Source organism: Kitasatospora sp. NRRL B-11411 (assembly GCF_000721345.1).
Classification (GTDB): Bacteria; Actinomycetota; Actinomycetes; order Streptomycetales; family Streptomycetaceae; genus Kitasatospora; species Kitasatospora cineracea.
In genome coordinates this window covers 18,983-35,558 of the sequence record NZ_JOGH01000060.1, presented here as the reverse complement: position 1 = coordinate 35,558, position 16,576 = coordinate 18,983, and the positions used below count along the sequence as shown (strand labels likewise).

The window sequence follows — 16,576 nt, the reverse complement described above, 5'->3', positions numbered from 1 at the left end:
GGCTGACCCCCCCCCCCCCCCCCCCCCCCCCCCCCCCCCCCCCGGCGCCCCCCGCCCCATGCGCACCGCACTCTCCGCCCTCGCCCTCGCCGCCGCCCTCCTCGCCCCCGCGGCCCCGGCCCTCGCCGACGACTCCCCCGCCCCCGTCCCCAACCAGGGCTACAGCATCCCGGTCGGCGCGATCACCGACCTCGGCGCCCTCCCGATGCTCGGTGGCCTCGGCAACGACTTCGCCCACCTGCTCGGCCATTGACATCCTCCCCGGCCTAAAGACCGGGGATTCCCGCCTGCTCCCACACCGGTTGGGTGGATCGCTTCGGGTGGGTTCCTGCTTCGCTGCGCGGTGCGGGCACGGGTGCCCGTCTGACCTGCGCTCCACAGGCTGTCACCGCCAGTCCGGCGGCCTTGGCGACGTTGACCGCCGCATTGACGTCCCGGTCCAGGACGGCCCCACACCCGCCGCACGTCCACATCCGGACGTGCAGGGGCTTGGGGCCGTCCTTGACGCCACAGTGCGAGCACACCTGGCTGGTGGGCTCGAAGCGGCCGATCCGGACGAACTTCCGCCCGTACCGGGCGGCCTTGTACTCCAGCATGGCCACGAACCGCGACCAGCCCGCGTCGTGCACCGACTTGGCCATGCGTGTACGCGCGAGTGCCTTGACCGCCAGGTCTTCGACGGCGATCGCTTGGTTGTCGCGGATCAGCCGGGTGGAGAGCCGGTGGTGGAACTCGCGCCGCACGTCGGCCACTTGTGCGTGGGCACGGGCGACCTTCGACCTGGCCTTCTCGCGGTTCCTCGACCCCTTGGCCTTGCGGGCCAGGGCCTGCTGGGCGCGCTTCAGCTTCTTCTCGGCGCGGCGCAGGAAACGCGGGCTGTCGATCTTCGTGCCGTCGGACAGGACCGCGAAGTGCGCAAGCCCCAGGTCGATACCGACCACGGTGTCGGTGTCGGGCATGAGGGCCAGGTCGGCGGCCGGGTCGGTCTCCACGATGAACGAGGCGAAGTACCGGCCCGCACTGTCCCGGACCACCGTCACCGTGGACGGCGTCGAGGGCAGGGTGCGGGACCACTTCACCGTCAGATCGCCGATCTTCGGCAGGGACAGCTTCCCGCCCGGCGTGATCCTCCACCGGGCATTCGCGGTGAAGCGCACGGCCTGCCGGGTGTCCTTACGCGACTTGAAACGCGGCACCCCCATGCGAGGCCGCTTCCCCTTCAGGCCGTCGAAGAAGTTCCGGTACGCGGCCTCCAGGTCCCGCAGGGACTGCTGCAACACCACCGCCGACACCTCGCCCAGCCACGCCCGCTCCGGGGTCTTCTTCGCCCCGGTGATCAGCACCTTCGACAGATCCCCCACCCTCGGGAACGGCAACCCCACCGCACGAGCGTCCTCCCGGACACGCAAAGCGTCGTCGTACACCACCCGCGCGCACCCGAACGCCCTCGCCAACGCCGCACGCTGACCCGCCGTCGGATAGACGCGGAAGGAGTACCTGAGCTGCACAACCGCACCGTAATCCCCCGGCCCACGGCCGGATGCTGCAACGACCCGACCGGTCAATACCCGCCCGCACGCTCGGCCTTCGTGACCGAGCACCGCCACAAAATGACCGCCGACCGGCACCCCACCCAACCCGAAGCGATCACGCGGAGCATCCGCACCGACCCCGCGCCGACCCGGCAAGGGCGACCACGTCCACCCCCACGTGCCCACCAGCGGCGCCAGAACAGGGCCCAGAACCGCTTCGCCACCGGACTGAAGCCCGGCGCACTGCAATCAGTCCAGGTAGCCGCAGGCCCCCACCGCCCCACCGCTCAGAACCGGCCCGTGTCGAGTTCCAGGTCGAAGGGAGCGGGGAGCCGGACGGTGCTGCCGAACGGGTGGGGCCCGTCGACCTCCGCGTAGCCCAGGCGTCCCGGGGCCGAGAAGACGGTGCACTCGCGCTGCTGACGGTCCACCAGGAGGTAGAGCGGGGCGCCGTACTGGCCGTGGCGGCGACGCTTGGTGGTGCGGTCGGTCTCGCCGTTGGACGGCGGGGTGACCTCGACCACCAGCAGGGTCTGGTCCGGCAGCAGGGCGCCCTCGGTCTTCGCGGCGAGGTCGGCCGGGACGACGGCGAGGTCGGGGACGAACCAGTTCTCGCTGCCGGGCAGGTCGAGGTTGCCCGAGCCGGAGACCAGGCCGAGTTCCTCCAGGCGCGGCGTGATCTGCCGGCGCACCACTTCGGCGGCGTTCTCGTGCGCCCAGGACGGCGACACGGGGGTGATGACTCCCTCGATGATCTCGGCGCGGTCCCCCGCGATGTGCTGGATCGCGTACTTCAGGGCCCGCTCGGGATCGCTGACGCTGTAGTCCCGGGGGACGTGGGCTGCTGTGCTCATGGCGCGTCTCCTCCGTTCCGTCCGATTCTCCTCCGCCCAGGACGGCCGGGGCTCCGAAGTCGCGGGGAGATTCACCGTTTCGGTCGCACGGCGCGACGGCCTCGCACCACCGCCCGGGTTCCCCCCGGGTTCCCGGCGGGCTTCCGGCGGGCCTCCGGCGGGCGGGAGGCAGGGGGAGGCAGGGCGGTGGCGGGGTTGTTTCCGCTCGGGAAGTTTTGCCTGGGGCGGGGGGCGGCGACAAGGGCGGACGGGGGTTCGTCGTGGGGTCGTCACCGGGTTGCAACATGTCGAAATACTCCGCAACACCCGCTCCCAGCTGGGGAGATGGCGATTGACAGCGGGTGTGCGGGCCGAGCACGATGAGCGCCGAGCCCACTCGCAGCGAGCCGGAAGGAGGGCCGATGCGTACCGCCGTTGTCGTCTGTTGTCCGTCGTGCCCGGCCCCGGTGGGTCTGCGTCGTCGTGGCTGTTGTCGGCGCCGCTGCGCGTAGTCGGCGCGCTCTTCCCGCTCCCCTTTCCCCCTTTCCCCGTTCCCCCGTCACGGCGGTGCGCCCTGTGGGCTGCCCGATCGCCGTGCGGTGTCCGGCTGTTGTGGCGGCGTCCGTGCCGCTGTCGCCGTTCCCACCTCCCCGAAGGAGTTCCACCATGTCCGTTTCCACGTCCACCCTGGCCCCCACCGAGTTGCGGCTGACCCCGGCGGCGGGCCGGCTCGGCGCGGTCGTGCACGACGTCAAGCTGGGCGGCGACCTGCCGGCCGGGACGGTGGCGGCGCTGGAGGCCGCGCTGTACGAGCACAAGGTGCTGTTCTTCCGCGGGCAGCAGCACCTGGACGACGCCGAGCACGAGGCGTTCGCGCGGCTGCTGGGGCAGCCGGTGTTCCACCCGACGGTGCCGAGTGCGGACGGGCGGTACATCTTCGAGCTGGACGCCACCAAGGGCGTGCGGGCGAACAACTGGCACACCGACGTGACGTTCGTGCCCTCGTACCCGAAGGCGTCGATCCTGCGGGCGCTGGAGCTGCCGCCGGCGGGCGGCAGCACGGTGTGGGCGAACACGGCGGCCGCGTACCAGGACCTGCCGGAGCCGCTGAAGGCGCTCGCGGAGAGCCTGCGGGCGGTGCACACCAACGACTACGACTACGCGGCGAACCTGGCGCTGGCACCGGAGTTGGCGGACAACGCCGAGGTGGCGAAGCTGTTCCGGCAGGTGTTCGTGTCGACGGCGTTCAAGACCGAGCACCCGCTGGTGCGGGTGCACCCGGTGACGGGCGAGAAGCACCTGCTGCTGGGGTCGTTCGCACAGAAGATCGTCGGGGTGTCGGGCAAGGACAGCCGGGCCCTGATCGAGCTGTTCCAGCGGTACGTGGAGCGGCTGGAGAACAGCGTGCGCTGGGACTGGCAGGTCGGTGACGTGGCGATCTGGGACAACCGGGCCACCCAGCACTACGCGGTGAACGACTACGGCGACGAGCCGCGCCTGGTGCGCCGGATCACCCTGGACGGCGACCTGCCGGTGGGCGTGGACGGGCGGCCGAGCCGCCTGCTGGAGCCGGCCGACCCGCCGCGGGTGGCCGGGCTGGTGCCGGCCGCCGAGCTGGAGGCCGAGGCGCTGGGCGCGAAGTCCTGAACGGCCCCGCGCGCAGCCCTGAACGGCCCCGCGCGAAGCCCTGAGCGGATCCCGCGCGAAGTCCTGAGCAACCGCCGTAGGCAGAAGAGGAGTTGACCGCGTGAACGGCACCGTCCGCAGTGCTGCCGCGCCCCGGGCCGGGGACGACCGGCGGGAGGCGAACGCCGCCACCGTGCTGCGGGCGGTGCTGGACCACGGGCCGGTGGCCCGCAGCGGGGTGTCCCGGTTGACGGGGCTGAGCCCGGCGGCGGTGTCCCGGCAGGTGGTGGATCTGCTGCGGCTCGAACTGCTGGCGGAGCGGCCGGAGTTGGCGGTCTCCGCGCCGGGGGTGCGGGGCCGTCCGCAGCTGCCGCTGGACGTCGACGAGCGGCGGCTGGCGGTGGCCGGGCTGCACGTGGGCCTGCCGTACAGCACCTTCGCGCTGCTGGACCTGCGCGGCCGGGTGCTGTTCCGGCAGGAGCTGCCGAACGGCGGTCGGCGCGGCCCGGCGGTGCTGAAGGCGCTGCTGGAGCGGGTGCCGCGGCTGCTGGCGGCGGCCGCGACCGGGTCGGCGGCCGGCCGCCGGGTGCTCGGTCTCGGCGCGGTGACCGGCGGGGCGGTGGACGCCGAGCGCGGGGTGACCGTCCGGCACGAGCCGCTGGGCTGGCGGGAGGTGCCGCTGCGGGAGCTGCTGGAGCGGGCCACCGGCCTGCCGGTGTGGGTGGACAACCACGCCCGGGCGCTGGCGGCGGCGGAGGTGCTGTTCGGCGATCCGGCGGCCCGGCGCTCGATGGTGCAGTTGTTCGTGGGCCACGTGGTGGACGCGTCCATCTCGGTGGCCGGGACGGTGCACCAGGGTCCGCCGTCGGTGACCGGCGACGGCGGGCACCTGCCGGTGCCGGGCAGCACGGCCCGATGTCACTGCGGCCGCCGCGGCTGCCTGTCGGTGGCCGCCTCGGACGACACGCTGTTCGCGGCGGCGGTCGCGCAGGGCGTGATCGCCCGCCCGGACCGGCAGTTGCTGCTGGCGGCGGTCCGGTCCGGCGACGTCCGGGCCGACGCGCTGGTGCGGGAGCGGGCCGCGGTGGTGGGCGGGGCGCTGGCGCTGCTCGCCGACGTGGTCAACCCGGACCTGCTGGTCCTGACCGAGACCTTCGCGGTGGCCGACCCGGTCTACCTGGACGTGGTGCGCGAGGAGTTCGCGCTCCGTTCGCACCTGCACCGGGACGCCTCGCTGCTGGTGGCGCAGCGCTTCGGCGCGGACGCGCTGGCGGTGGCGGCCTGCGCGCCGGTGCTGGGCGAGCTGTACGCCCGTCCGCTCCCCGGCTTCTGACCCTTCCCCTTGCTTCTCCACTCGAACTCGCTTCTCCCGAAGGACTGTTGACGATGACCGTGTTCTCCGCCGGCTCCGGTGGCCCGCTCCCCCTTCCCGCGCTCTCGCGCCGGGCGCTGCTGCGCGGCTCCCTGGCGGGTGCCGGTCTGCTGGCGCTGTCGGCATGCCGTTCGGCGGCGGACTCCTCGCCGGGGGCGGACGCGGCGTCGGGCGGGGCGGCGTCGCCGCGCCGGGGCGGGGTGCTGACGGTGGGGGTCGGGGTGGACTTCACGCCGGCCCTGCTGTTCGCGCAGAGCGCCAACTCGCTGTTGCAGCGGCTGGTGTTCAACACGCTGACCCGGTACGACGAACAGCTGCGCCCGCAGCCGGAGTTGGCGAAGAGCTGGGAGGTGGCGGCGGACGGCCTGAGCGTGACGCTGAAGCTGCGCGACGACGTCACGTTCCACAGCGGGCGGAAGTTCACCGCGGACGACGTGGTGTTCGCGGTGAAGAACCTGCAGAACCCGGTGCGTTCGGCGCAGTTGAGGTCGACGGCGCTGACCGTGGCGGACTTCCGGAAGAACGGCGACTTCGAGTTGACGCTGGTGCTGGCGCACCCGGTGTCCAACCTGTTCGACCTCTTCGAGTTCATGATCATCCCGGATTCGCAGTCCGTGGAGGACGCGGTCGCGGGCACCAAGCTGATCGGCACCGGCCCGTTCACCTTCACCGACCGCAAGCCGGGCTCCTCGCTGAGCTTCGCCCGCAACGAGAAGTACTGGAACCCGGGCCGCCCGTACCTGGACGGGGTGGAAATCAAGGTGATCCCGCAGGCGGAGACGCTGCTGTCCTCGGTGAAGACCGGCCAGACCCACCTGACGTACGCGGTGCGCGGCAAGGACGTGGCCACGCTGAAGGACGACAAGCGGTTCCGGATCACCCAGTACGACACGGGTGCGGGCGCGTTCTACATCGGCGCGAACCTGTCCTTCCCGGAGGTGCAGGACAAGCGGGTGCGGCAGGCGATCGCCTGGGCGATCGACCGGGACCGGCTGGTGCAGCAGGCGCTGGGCGGGTACGCGACGGTGTCCTCGGTGCCGTGGCCGAAGTCCTCGCCGGCCTACCGGGAGCAGGACGCCACCCGCTACCACCACGACCCCGAGAAGGCGAAGGCACTGCTGAAGGAGGCGGGCGTGACCTCGCTGTCGCTGCCGCTGGCGCACCAGTCGGACGCCGGGTCGACGGCGGTCGCGCAGATCCTGCAGTACGACCTGAAGCAGGTCGGCATCGAGGTGCAGTTGCAGCCGGTGGACTCGCCGACCATGCAGAAGCAGCTGATATCGCAGTCCATGCCCGCGCTGTGGACGCTCAGCCACAGCTTCTCGCAGGCGCACCCGGCGACGCTGGCGGTCAGCGCGTACCCGTTCAACGAGGCGAAGAACACCTCGAAGTTCTCCTCCCCGGCGTACACCGAGGCGGTGCAGAAGGCGTGGAACCGCTCGGACGCGGACAGTCCGGAGGCGAAGGCGCTGTACCAGCAGGTGACGGACATCCTGCTGGACGAGCAGTTCATCATCGACCTGGCGATCGCCGGGCTGGTGGAGGTCGCGGGCGCGCAGGTGCACGGTGTGACGCTGAACAAGTACTCGTACCTGAACCTCGACGACGCGTACCTGGCGGGCTGAGCCGTGCGGACCTTCCTGTTCAAACGGCTGCCGAGCGCGCTGGCGGTGCTGGTGGCCGCCTCGTTCACGGTGTTCCTGATGCTGCGGCTGATCCCGGGCGACCCGGCGACCACGCTGGCGGGGCCGGACGCCTCGCCCGCCACGGTCGCGGCGATCCGGGAGCGGCTGGGGCTGGACGCGCCGCTGCTCTCGCAGTACCTGCACTGGCTGGGGCAGGTGCTGACGGGCGACCTCGGGCCGAGCTACGCGATCGGCGGGCAGGTCTCCGCGCTGATCGCGGACGGCCTGGCCGCGACGCTCCAACTCACGGTGGCCGCACTGCTGTTGGTGGTGCTGCTGGCGGTGCCGACGGCGCTGTACGCGGTGTCGGCGCGGCGCAGGGCCGTGGCGGGGGCGCTGCGGGCGCTGACCACGGGGGCGCTGGCGGTGCCGCCGTTCGTGACCGGCGTGGTGCTGGTGCTGGTGTTCGCGGTGGGCCTGGGCCTGCTGCCGGCCGGCGGGCACGCCTCGCTGTTCGACGCGCCGGACCTGGCGGTGCAGTACCTGGCGCTGCCCGCGCTGTGCCTGGCGCTGCCGAGCGCGGCGATCCTGGCCCGCTACCTGCAGGACGGGCTGGAGCGGGCGCTCGGCGAGGACTACGTGCGCACCGCGACGGCGCTGGGCGTGCCGCGCCGCCGGATCCTGTGGCGGCACGCGCTGCCGAACGCGCTGCCCTCCGCGGTCACCGTGCTGGGCCTGCAGATCGGGCAACTGGTCGCGGGCGCGGTGGTGGTGGAGCGGATCTTCGCCTGGCCGGGCCTCGGCCAGCTGATCGAGCAGGGCGTGTCGCGCCGCGACTACCCGGTGGTGCAGGACCTGCTGCTGCTGGTGGTCGCCGGGTACGTGGCCGTGCAACTGCTCACCGACCTGCTGTACTCCTGGCTCGACCCGCGCGTGCGGTGGGAGTGATGCGACGATGACCACGATCTCCCTTCCCCTGGTTGCCCGTTCGCGCAACCGCTACGTCGCCGGGCTGCGCTCCTGGCGGGGCGTCACCGGCCTGGTGCTGGTCGGGACGGTGGCGCTGGCCGGGCTGCTGGCGCCCTGGCTGGGCGGCGCCGACCCGGACGCGCAGGGCCCGCAGGCGCTGGCCGCGCCGAGCGGGGCGCACCCGCTGGGCACCGACGACATCGGGCGGGACCTGTTGAGCCGGGTCCTGCACGGCATCCTGACCGACCTGTCGATCATCCTGACGGCCGTGCCGGCGGGCGCGCTGGCCGGTGCGGCGCTGGCCCTGCTGGCGGCCACCTCGCGGGCCGCCGACCTGGTGGTGCAGCGGCTGTTCGACCTGGTGCTGTCCTTCCCCGGGCTGATCCTCGGCCTGGCGGTGACGGCGATCCTCGGGCCGGGCCGCTGGCCGGTGGTGATCATCATCGCGCTGGCCGAAGTGCCGTACTTCGGGCGGCAGTTGCGGGCCGGGGTGCTGGTGCAGCGGGAGCGCGAGTACGCGCTGGCCGCCCGGGTCGGCGGCGCGGGCCGGGCCCGGGTGCTGCTGCGGCACGTGCTGCCGAACGCGGTGGACCCGCTGATCGTGCAGGGCGCGGTCGCGCTGTCGGTGGGCGTCTTCATCGAGGGCGCGCTGAGCTTCCTCGGCCTGGGCGTCCGTCCGCCGGAGCCCACCCTGGGCAGCCTGATCAGCGGCTCGGTCGCCTACCTGGACACCAACCCGGTGCTGGCCGCCGCCCCGCTGGCCGTCACCACCGCCCTCGTCCTCGGGTTCACCCTGCTGGCCGAGGCGCTGAACCGGGGGGCGCGCTCGTGAGCGCGCGAACCCCGCCCGAGCAGAGTCCCGAACCGGAGGGCAGCACGATGACCGAACTGATCGACCGTCCTCCACAGGTGGACCAACCCCCCTCTCCCACGGCCGAGTTGCTGCGGGTGCGCGGCCTGCACGTGGCCTTCGGGGAGCGGGCGGCGGTGCGCGGGGTGGACTTCGCGCTGGGCGCCGGGGAGAGCCTGGGCATCGTCGGCGAGTCCGGGTCGGGCAAGTCGACGACCGCGCTGGCGCTGCTGCGGATGCTGCCCGCCGGGGGCCGGATCACCGGCGGGGCGGTGGAGTTGGACGGGCAGGACCTGGCGGCGCTGCCCGAGGAGGCGCTGCGGGCGGTGCGCGGCAAGCGGATCGCCATGGTCTTCCAGGACCCGATGTCCTCGCTGAACCCGGTGCTGTCGGTGGGCCGCCAGCTGGACGAGGCGCTGCGGGCGCACGGCGGGCGCCGGCCGAAGGCCGAACGGGCGGCCCGGGCGGTGGAGTTGCTGGAGCTGGTGGGGGTACCGAAGGCGGCCGACCGGCTGGGCGACTTCCCGCACCGGTTCTCCGGCGGCCAGCGCCAGCGCATCATGATCGCCCTGGCGCTGGCCCACGACGCCCAGGTGCTGGTCGCGGACGAGCCGACCACCGCGCTGGACCCGACCGTGCAGCGGCAGATCCTGCGCCTGCTGGCCCGGATCAACCGGGAGCGCGGCACCGCGCTGGTGGTGATCAGCCACGACCTCGGCGTGATCGCCGAGACCTGCGCGCGGCTGCTGGTGATGCGCGACGGCGAGGTGGTCGAACAGGGGCCCACCGCACGGCTCCTGACGGATCCTCGGCATCCTTACACCAAGTCCCTGCTGGCGGCGGTGCCGCGCCTGGACGCCCCGTCCCGGGCGGCCGCGAACAGCACCCCGGGGGCCGAACCGCTGCTGGTGGTGCGCGGGTTGGCGAAGGCGTACGGCCCGCGGCGGCGGCGCAGCCCGGCGCTGGAGTCGGTCGACCTCGACCTGCACCCGGGCGAGACGCTGGGCCTGGTCGGCGAGTCCGGTTCGGGCAAGTCGACGCTGGCCCGGGCGCTGGTGGGCGCGCACCCGCCGGACGCGGGCACGGTGACCTTCGCCGGGCAGCCGCTGGACGGGCGGCGGGCCCGGCGGGAGGTGCAGCTGGTCTTCCAGGACCCGTACGCCTCGCTGAACCCGCGGCTGACGGTGGGCCGGATCATCGCCGAGCCGCTGATCGCGCACCGGCTCGGCGACCGGGCGCAGCGGCAGGCCCGGGTGGCCGAACTGCTGGAGCAGGTGGGCCTGGAGGCGTCGGCGGCGGCCCGTTCGCCGCGCGAGTTCTCCGGCGGCCAGCGGCAGCGGATCGGCATCGCCCGGGCGCTGGCGCCGGAGCCGAGCGTGCTGGTGTGCGACGAGCCGGTGTCGGCGCTGGACGTGTCGATCCAGGCCCAGGTGATCGAGCTGCTGGCGCGCCTGCAACGGGAGTTGGGCCTGGCGGTGCTGTTCATCGCGCACGACCTGGCGGTGGTGCGGCAGGTCAGCCACCGGATCGCGGTGCTGCACCGGGGCCGGATCGTGGAGAGCGGCCCGGCCGACCGGGTCGTCACCGCCCCCGAACACCCTTACACGGCCGAGCTGTTGGCGGCCGTCCCGTCCCTTCCCACCCCTACTTCCGGGAGCCTGATATGAGCGAGACGACCGAGGGCGCCGGCCGGCGCCGCGACCCGTACGCGGGGTTCCCGGGGCGGGTGGGGCGGACGTTCGGGGAGTCGGTGCCGTCCTGGCCGCGGCGGGTGCGTCCGCGCGAGGGGGCGCCGAACGTGGTGGTGGTGCTGGTGGACGACCTGGGCTACAGCGACATCGGGCCGTTCGGCTCGGAGGTGCCGACGCCGACCCTGGACGGTCTGGCCGAGCGGGGCGTGAAGCTCGCCAACTACCACACCATGCCGCTGTGCTCACCGGCCCGGGCGGCGCTGCTGACCGGCCTGAACCCGCACCGGGTGGGGTACTCGTTCGTGGCCAACGCCGACCCGGGCTTCCCCGGGTACGGGATGGAGATCGCGGGCGACATCCCGACCCTGGCGCAGACCCTGCACGACGCCGGGTACGCGACGTACGCGGTCGGCAAGTGGCACCTGACCCGGGACTCGGCCTCCTCGGCGGCCGACGACCGGGCCAACTGGCCGCTGCAGAAGGGCTTCGACCAGTACTACGGGGTGCTGGAGGGGCTGACCAGCCTGTTCCACCCGCACCAACTGGTGCGCGACAACTCGCCGTTGGACATCGACGAGTTCCCGGACGGCTACTACTACACCGACGACATCACCGACCGGGCGATCGGCATGGTCAAGTCGCTGCGGGCGCACGACGCGGACAAGCCGTTCTTCCTCTACCTGGCGCACAACGCGGTGCACGGCCCGCTGCAGGCCAAGCCGGAGGACCTGGAGCGCCACCGGGGCCGCTACGACGGCGGCTGGGACGAGCTGCGGGCGCGGCGCTTCGCCCGGCAGCTGGCGGCCGGGCACTTCCCGCCCGGCACCGAGCTGCCGGAGCGCAACGGCGAGGCCGGGCACGAGGTCGGGGCGTGGGACGAACTCGACGCGGTGCAGCGGAAGTTGTACGCCCGCTACATGGAGGTGTACGCCGCCATGGTGGACAACGTGGACCAGAACCTGGGCCGGCTGACCGACGTCCTCGATCAGCTCGGCGAACTGGACAACACCATCGTGGTGTTCACCTCCGACAACGGCGGCACCGGCGAGGGCGGCGCGGAGGGCACCCGCAGCTACTTCAGCCGCTTCGTCCACCACCCGAACCTGCCCGCCGACTGGAACCCGGACGTGCAGCGGGAGATCGACCTGATCGGCGGCCCGCAGTCGCTGGTGCACTACCCGCGCGGCTGGGGCATGGCCTCGAACACGCCGTTCCGGCTGTACAAGGGCCAGACGTACGCGGGCGGCGTGCGGGTGCCGTTCGTGCTGTCCTGGCCGGCCGGCCTGCCGCGGGCGGCGGGCGACGCCGGGGTGCGCGGCCAGTACCAGTACGTCACCGACCTGCTGCCGACGCTGCTCGAACTCGCGGGCGTGCAGCGGCCGTCGGAGCGCGGCGGGGTGCCGGTGCAGGAGCTGGACGGGGTGTCGTTCGCGTCCGTGCTGCGGGAGGCCGACGCGCCGTCCACCCACCCGGAGCAGTACTGCGAGATGACCGGCAACCGCTCGTACTACCGGGACGGCTGGAAGCTGGTGACGCTGCACCGGCCGGGCGCGCCCTACGACGACGGCGAGTGGGCGCTGTACGACCTGCGCACCGACCCGACCGAGATCCACGACCGCTCCACCGAACACCCGGAGCTGGTCAAGGAGTTGGCGCAGGCATGGGAGGACGCGGCCTGGCGCAACGGGGTCTTCCCGCTGGCCGACGCCTCCGGCGGCTTCGTGCTGCGCAACCCGCAGGAGGAGGCGCTGCGCCGCCCGGTCACCCTGCTGGCCGGCACCCCGGAGCTGGAGCGCTACCGCTCCTCCCGGCTGGTCGCGTTCCGCTCGTTCACGGCGGAGGTGGCGCTCGACCACCACGGCGCCGCCGACCAGGGCGTGCTGCTCTCGCACGGCGACCAGGGCGGCGGCTACAGCCTGTACGTGGAGGACGGGCGGCTGCGGCTGGCCTACAACCAGTACGGCGAGCTGTTCGAGGCCGACGCGGGTGAACTCCCCGCCGGGGCGCACCTGGTGGCGCTGGAGGCGACGGCGGTGGCCGACCTGAAGTGGACGTTCGAGGTGCGGGTGGACGGGGCGGTGGCGGGCGCGCTCGGCCCGGTGCACCAGCTGATCGGGATGGCGCCGTTCCAGGGCATCAGCGTCGGCGTGGACCGCAAGTCGCCGGTGTCCTGGCCGCTGTGGGAGCGCCACCGCTCGTTCCGCTACACCGGCGCCCTGCGCTCGGTCACCTACCTGCCGGGCCCGGCCGCGCCGTACGACCCGGAGACGGTGGTGCGGGCGCTGCGGGAGGCGGCGGCGGCCTTCGAGTAGACCTGCCGCTGACGCTCGATGCGCGTTGCCGTGGGGGCCGGCAGGTCGTGGTCACCGCGGTGCACCCGGGTCACGGGGCACGTGCGAGGCCGCGCGGCCAGGCCGGTCGGCCGGTCGGCCCGCGAAACCACCGTTGCTCTTGGGGAGTTGCCCGTCGGTCCACCGCCCCCGCGGTGGGCACCGGAGGTCCACCGGGCGGGCGGGGTCCGGCGCGGTACGCGGTCGCGTCGGTTGTCGGCCCCGCCGCGGCTCGGCCCGCGGTCTTGCGATCAGGTAGCGGGATCCCGGCTGCGCGTCGTCCTCGGTCTCCGTCCGAGGACGACGCGCAGCCGGTTTTCAGATGACTCAGATGACTCAGATGACCAGGACCCGCCGTCCGCGGGCGTGACCGGCCTGGCTGTCGATGTGCGCCGCCGCGGCCTCGGCGAGCGTGTACGACTTCTCGACCGGGATGCGGAGCTTTCCCCGCGAGATGAGGCCGGCGGCTTCGGCGAGCGCGTCCGGCACGCTCCCGGCCACGCCGGAGAATCGGACGCCGAGCTCCGGCGCACCGAGATCGGCGATGGAGACCACCTTCTGCGGGTCCCCGGTCAGTTCGACGAGCTCGCGGATCACGCCCGAGCCGGCCAGGTCGAGGGCTGCGTCGACACGGCCGAGCTGCCGCACCCGCTCGACCCAGCCCTCGCCGTAGGTCGTGGCGAGGGCGCCCAGGCTGCGCAGATAGTCCTGGTTCGCCGCCCCGGCGGTCCCGATCGTCGCGATGCCGCGGTCGCGGGCGATCTGCAGCACCGCCGATCCGACTCCCCCGGACGCGCCGCTGACCAGCAGCGTCTGCCCGGGCCGCACACCGACCTCGCGGATGACGCGCAGCGCGGTCTCCACCACGGAGGGGTAGCCGGCCGCCTCTTCGAACGTCAGGCCCTCGGGCATACGGGCCCAGGCCGACAGCACGGCGAACTCGGCGTACGTGCTCGCGCCTTCGCCGAACACGCGGTCACCGACCTCGACCCCTTCGACGCCCTCACCGACCTCGTCCACCACCCCGGCGGCGTCCAGCCCGACCCCGGCGGGCAGCTCGATCGGATGGGCCCCCAGGACCTGGCCCTCACGGAGCCTCCAGTCGACGGGGTTCACGCCTGCCGCCCGTACGGCGATGCGTATCCGGCCGGGGCCCGCGTGGGGATCCTCGGCATCCATGAGTTGCAGAACGTCCGGACCGCCGAACTCGGCGAAGCTCACCTTCTTCATGCACCGAACATAACACTAACCGTTAGGGTTTTGAATCCGTTATGGATTTGCACCTGATAGCGTGAGGGCATGACCGTGCCGACCGGACGCCGCGAGCGCAAGAAGGCCGCGACCCGCCAGAAGATCGCCGACACCGCCCTGCGGCTCTTCCTGGAGCGCGGTTACGACGCGGTGGGCATCCGCGACGTGGCCGCCGAGGCCGACGTGGCCGTCACCACCCTCTTCTCCCACTTCGCCTCGAAAGAGGCCCTGGTCTTCGAACAGGACGAGGACTTCGAGCAGCGCCTCACCCGGGCGGTCACCGACCGGGCGCCGCACGAACCGCTCGTCCCCGCACTGCGCCGCGAGATCCGGGCTTTGGTGCGACACTGCACGGCGGACGGCGCCGCCCCGATCTGGCGCATGATCGACGCATCACCCGCCCTGCGGGAGTACGAGGAGTCCATGCGGCTGCGCCACGCGGAGTCGCTGGCAACGGCCATCGCCGCCGATCCCGACCTGTCAGCGACCCCGACGGCCTGCCGGGCGATCGCGAGGTTCGTGATCGACGCCTATTCGCTGGCCCGCGAGGCGGCCGATCCGCAGGCCGCGGTCGGCGAGATCTTCCAGATGATCGAGGCGGCCTGGACCGCCACCCGCCCCTCCGGAGACCCCACCGGCACGGCCGGACGGTAGCCAAGGCTCGCCCCCGCCCCGCCCCGCGCCGTTTCGCCGCACCCCGGCCACAGAGCAGACCAGCGGGCGAGCCGACCTTGCCCGTCCCGACCGGTAACCGCGGCCGCGCAGCCTTGCCGGCGGTCGGGCAGCGGCCCGCCCCCGTGAGCAGGGCCGGCCGGCGCCCTCCGGAGCCACCTGCCGTCCGCCATCGGGGCCGACGACCCTTCTCCGCAAGCTGCCGGGGGTGGCGACCGGAAGGTTATTGACCCCTGGGTCAAATATGGCGTACCGTCAGACGCATGGGAAGGCCGAAGCAGTTCGACGAGGAGGCCGCCGTCGCGCAGGCGATGGAGGTGTTCTGGACCAAGGGCTACGCCGGGTCGTCCCCGGCCGAGCTGGCGGAGGCGGCCGGGATCGGCAAGGGCAGCCTGTACCACGCGTTCGGCTCCAAGCGGGAGCTGTTCGGGCGGGCCCTGAACCACTACGACCGGGCCGGCGCCGAGCTCACCGAGGAGTTCCTGTCCGGCCCCGGCACCGCGAAGGAGCGCGTGCGCGCCTACCTGCGGATGCTGGTGGACGCGGACTTCGACACCCCGGTCCGGCGCGGCTGCCTGGCCGTCAACACCGCCCTGGAACTCGGCGGCCGGGACGCCGAGGCCACGCTCGCGGTGCGCCGCTCCACCGAGCGCAGCGCCGACCTGCTGGCCGCCCGGATCGAACGCGGCAAACTGGCCGGCGACGTCCCCGCCTCGGTGGACGCCGCCGAGCAGGCCCGCTTCCTGATGGTGACCATCGCCGGCCTGCGGGTCGCCGCCCGGACCTTCGACCGGGAGACCCTGCACGCCGCCATCGACACCGCCGTCGCCGCACTCTGACGACCCTTCCGCCTGCTCGACCAGCCCCACCCGCCTGACCAGCCCGACCCGCCCGCGCGGCAGCCGCTGCGCGGGTACCGCACGCCCCGATATTTGACCTCAAGTTCAAGAATCTCCCTCCATCCACGTTCCACGTTCCACGTTCCGAAATGAGGATCGCCATGAAGCTCGGACTCGACGGCCGCACCGCCCTGGTCACCGGCGCCGGACGGGGCATCGGCCTGGCCGTCGCCCGCGCCCTCGCCGCCGAGGGCGTGCGGGTGGTGGGCGCCACCCGTACCGCCACCCCGGAACTGGCCGAGGTCGCGGCGGCCGTCGTCCTCGCCGACCTGGGCACCGCGCAGGGCGCGGCCGGGGCCGTCCGGCAGGCGGTCGACGCGGTCGGCGGGATCGACCTGCTGGTCAACAACGTCGGCGCGGGCGACGCCGACCAGCTGGTGCTGGGCAGCGTGCTGGACGTCCCCGACGAGCAGTGGCAGGCGATGCTGGACCTCAACCTGTTCAGCGCCGTCCGCACCACCCGGGCCGCGCTGCCGAGCCTGCTGGAGCGGGGCGGGGCAATCGTCAACGTCTCCTCGATCAACGGCCGCATCCCCAGCGGCTCCCCGGTCGGCTACGCGGAGGCCAAGGCCGCGCTCAACCAGTTCGGCAAGCGCCTCAGCGAGGAGCTCGCCCCGCGCGGCGTCCGGGTCAACACCGTCTCCCCCGGCCCGACCGCCACCGCCCTGTGGACCGACCCGGCCGGCTACGGCGGCCGCCTCGCCGACTCCCTGGGCGTCCCGCACGAGGCCCTGCTGGCGAACCTCCCCGCCCAGGCCGGCACCGCCTCCGGCCGCCTGACCGGCCCCGAGGAGGTCGCCGACCTGGTGGTCTTCCTGCTCTCCGACCGGGCCGCCAACATCCACGGCGCGGACCACGTCATCGACGGCGGCACCCTCAAGGCCGCCTGACCCCGCCCCTGGGGAAGACTCCCGGTAGCACCCGCA

At 73.3% G+C, this 16,576-nt stretch carries 14 protein-coding genes; 11 read left to right on the top strand and 3 right to left on the bottom strand.

The annotated features are described in order from the left end of the window. The first annotated feature begins 58 nt into the window (after positions 1-58). Positions 59-253 carry a hypothetical protein gene (locus IH44_RS0124340; protein ID WP_030461838.1) on the top strand — a complete coding sequence of 65 codons (195 nt, stop codon included), beginning with the start codon at positions 59-61 and terminating at the stop codon, positions 251-253. 13 nt (positions 254-266) lie between these two features. Here IH44_RS0124340 and IH44_RS0124335 read toward each other — a convergent pair whose 3' ends face one another. Next, on the bottom strand, positions 267-1,508 hold the full coding sequence (locus IH44_RS0124335; RefSeq protein ID WP_030461837.1) for an RNA-guided endonuclease TnpB family protein: 1,242 nt from the start codon (positions 1,506-1,508) through the stop codon (positions 267-269). Positions 1,509-1,819: 311 nt separating this feature from the next. After that, complete coding sequence (locus IH44_RS0124330; protein WP_030461836.1) at positions 1,820-2,386, bottom strand: Uma2 family endonuclease; 567 nt, start codon at positions 2,384-2,386, stop codon at positions 1,820-1,822. Positions 2,387-3,031: 645 nt separating this feature from the next. On the opposite strand from IH44_RS0124330, the gene IH44_RS0124325 reads away from it, so the two are divergent. The 7 genes from IH44_RS0124325 (at position 3,032) to IH44_RS0124295 (ending at position 12,810) form a co-directional block, all read left to right on the top strand. Next, positions 3,032-4,012, top strand: a complete 981-nt coding sequence (locus IH44_RS0124325) for a TauD/TfdA family dioxygenase (protein WP_030461835.1) — start codon at positions 3,032-3,034, stop codon at positions 4,010-4,012. 100 nt (positions 4,013-4,112) lie between these two features. Beyond that, positions 4,113-5,324: an ROK family protein gene (locus IH44_RS0124320; RefSeq protein WP_030461834.1), complete on the top strand. Its 1,212-nt coding sequence runs from the start codon at positions 4,113-4,115 to the stop codon at positions 5,322-5,324. A gap of 53 nt (positions 5,325-5,377) precedes the next feature. Continuing rightward, on the top strand, positions 5,378-6,988 hold the full coding sequence (locus tag IH44_RS0124315) for an ABC transporter substrate-binding protein (protein WP_030461833.1): 1,611 nt from the start codon (positions 5,378-5,380) through the stop codon (positions 6,986-6,988). Between the two features lie 3 nt (positions 6,989-6,991). Further along, positions 6,992-7,936, top strand: coding sequence for an ABC transporter permease (locus IH44_RS0124310; protein ID WP_030461832.1), 945 nt, complete (start codon positions 6,992-6,994; stop codon positions 7,934-7,936). Between the two features lie 7 nt (positions 7,937-7,943). Next, positions 7,944-8,789: an ABC transporter permease gene (locus tag IH44_RS0124305; RefSeq protein WP_030461831.1), complete on the top strand. Its 846-nt coding sequence runs from the start codon at positions 7,944-7,946 to the stop codon at positions 8,787-8,789. 47 nt (positions 8,790-8,836) lie between these two features. Next, entirely contained in the window at positions 8,837-10,474 is a 1,638-nt protein-coding gene (locus IH44_RS0124300; protein WP_051817267.1) for an ABC transporter ATP-binding protein, read from the top strand. Further along, a complete protein-coding gene (locus IH44_RS0124295; RefSeq protein ID WP_030461829.1) occupies positions 10,471-12,810 on the top strand; it encodes a sulfatase-like hydrolase/transferase in 2,340 nt (779 codons plus the stop codon). Before IH44_RS0124300 ends, IH44_RS0124295 begins: the two co-directional genes overlap by 4 nt. Positions 12,811-13,164: 354 nt before the next feature. Here IH44_RS0124295 and IH44_RS0124290 read toward each other — a convergent pair whose 3' ends face one another. Further along, entirely contained in the window at positions 13,165-14,058 is an 894-nt protein-coding gene (locus IH44_RS0124290) for an NADP-dependent oxidoreductase (RefSeq protein ID WP_030461828.1), read from the bottom strand. Positions 14,059-14,127: 69 nt separating this feature from the next. Here IH44_RS0124290 and IH44_RS0124285 point away from each other — a divergent pair, with 69 nt between their 5' ends. The 3 genes from IH44_RS0124285 (at position 14,128) to IH44_RS0124275 (ending at position 16,540) form a co-directional block, all read left to right on the top strand. Beyond that, positions 14,128-14,733, top strand: a complete 606-nt coding sequence (locus tag IH44_RS0124285; RefSeq protein ID WP_030461827.1) for a TetR/AcrR family transcriptional regulator — start codon at positions 14,128-14,130, stop codon at positions 14,731-14,733. A gap of 281 nt (positions 14,734-15,014) precedes the next feature. Continuing rightward, the gene (locus IH44_RS0124280) at positions 15,015-15,590 is read left to right on the top strand and encodes a TetR/AcrR family transcriptional regulator (RefSeq protein WP_030461826.1); all 576 of its coding nucleotides are present in this window, start codon (positions 15,015-15,017) and stop codon (positions 15,588-15,590) included. Positions 15,591-15,751: 161 nt separating this feature from the next. Next, a complete protein-coding gene (locus tag IH44_RS0124275; protein WP_030461825.1) occupies positions 15,752-16,540 on the top strand; it encodes an SDR family oxidoreductase in 789 nt (262 codons plus the stop codon). Positions 16,541-16,576: the final 36 nt, after the last annotated feature.